Genomic DNA, 1,739 nt, shown 5'->3' with positions numbered 1-1,739 from the left:
GGTTAAGGTAATCTACTGGGCAATAAATCGACAGCGCAGCCCTGTTTAGTGTAGCAATACCCACAGGTGTCGCGGATGTCCAACAAGACGATAAATGAGACGATATTTTGGCCTTTATGAGGTTTTTTTTAGGATAAAATATTGGCTCATTATCTAAAGCGTTATATGCCTATCAGTTCACAGTGTAAATGGAGTTACGTTGATAAAATATCTAAATAAAATAATATTATTACTTTCTATGGTGCTCTTAGCTTCTTGTTCCCTAGCGGCACAAAAGCCTAATCTTTTATTGAATCTAGAAGAACTAAACTTTTCTAAGGCAGACAGAGAGCTTGCAACCGCAGCAAGCAATGGAGATGTTAAAAGTATTAATATAGCTATTAAACAAGGCGCAAATGTAAACTCAATAGGAACCAATGGATTACCTGTTTTGTTTTGGCCTTTACGGCAACAAAATCTTGTTGGGTTTGAGTCTTTATTACAAAAGGGAGCTAACCCAAATTACTCTTGGGAAACTGGACTTTCAGTTGTTGAGTTAACTTCTGGTTTAAAAGAAAATGAGTATCTTAAAGCTGTATTAGAAAATAATGGAAACCCCAATTATATCAATCCAGTAAGCAAGAAAACTCCTCTTATTGCTTCAACTGTTAATGCTTTGAAAAAGAACATTTCATTACTTTTAGATGCGGGTGCAAATATTGATTATCAGGATTCTGCTGGAGAGTCTGCGTTGTTTTATGCTATCAACCTTGGGCAATATGACACTGCGATTTTCTTACTCAAAGAAGGTGCAGATCCCAAATTGAAAGACATTTGGGGGAATACGGCAGGTCACTCATTAAATGTAAGGCTCGATACACCCGACATAGGTCAAAATGGTTATGAATCGTTTGTGTCTCTAAAAGAGATATTTGGACATTAAGTTGTAATCGGCATATAACAAGTCATTAAAACAGGACAAAAAACAGTTGGTTTTTGCTCCTTCGTCGCTTATTTTAACCAACTGTTTTTAGCCTCTTAATGAGGCGTTAGGCATCAAGATAATCAAGGGAATCATCGGATATTTTATGAAATTAGAAGTTAGTTTAAATAATGTAATTGAAGAATCAGAAGTGATTGAATTATACAAAGCCAATAACTGGTCATCAGCAGAAAAACCAGTTGAATTAATGGCTGCATTACAAAATTCTCATTCACTGGTTACAGCACGTTATGGTAGTAAATTAGTTGGTTTAGGTAACGCAATTTCAGATGGCCATTTAGTTGTGTATTACTCTCATATGCTTGTTCATCCGGAATATCATGGTAAAGGCATTGGTCGTCAAATGATGGAAGCATTTCAATCTAAATATGGTTCTTTTCATCAGCAAATGTTAACGGCAGATGGTGATGCTATTGAGTTTTATAAAGCTTTAGGTTTTGAACGTGCAGGTAAAACTGAGCCAATGTGGGTTTATGCTGGAACTGAGCATTAAATGCCTAATCGGGTAGCCGGAGGTATCTAACCTCCAGCCCCCACACCACCCTGCATGCGGCTCCGCACAGGGCGGTTCATTTAGAACGCCTAACCTAAACTTTCTGGTTAGCCTATTTATTACAATAATGAACTGCGATCCATCCATCTCTTAGTGAACATAAACCCGCTTTCTTAAGCTCTTATTTCCAAGCTTAGCATTACTCAGTGCTTGCTGTATTCCTGGTCAAAGATTTTTACAAGAGTCGAACTTCGCCATGGACCT

General features: G+C 37.5%; 2 protein-coding genes. Both read left to right on the top strand.

The genetic code is table 11. The features are described from left to right. Positions 1 to 199: 199 nt before the first annotated feature. Entirely contained in the window at positions 200 to 922 is a 723-nt protein-coding gene (locus tag AB4135_RS22055; protein WP_371995558.1) for an ankyrin repeat domain-containing protein, read from the top strand. 145 nt (positions 923 to 1,067) lie between these two features. Continuing rightward, positions 1,068 to 1,475, top strand: a complete 408-nt coding sequence (locus AB4135_RS22050) for a GNAT family N-acetyltransferase (protein ID WP_371995557.1) — start codon at positions 1,068 to 1,070, stop codon at positions 1,473 to 1,475. Positions 1,476 to 1,739: the final 264 nt, after the last annotated feature.

The sequence above is a fragment of the Shewanella sp. 10N.286.54.B9 genome (assembly GCF_041468565.1).
In the GTDB taxonomy this organism is placed as follows: Bacteria; Pseudomonadota; Gammaproteobacteria; order Enterobacterales; family Shewanellaceae; genus Shewanella.
Note: the sequence above shows the minus strand (reverse complement) of the source record. Positions and strands in the feature narration are given on the sequence as shown.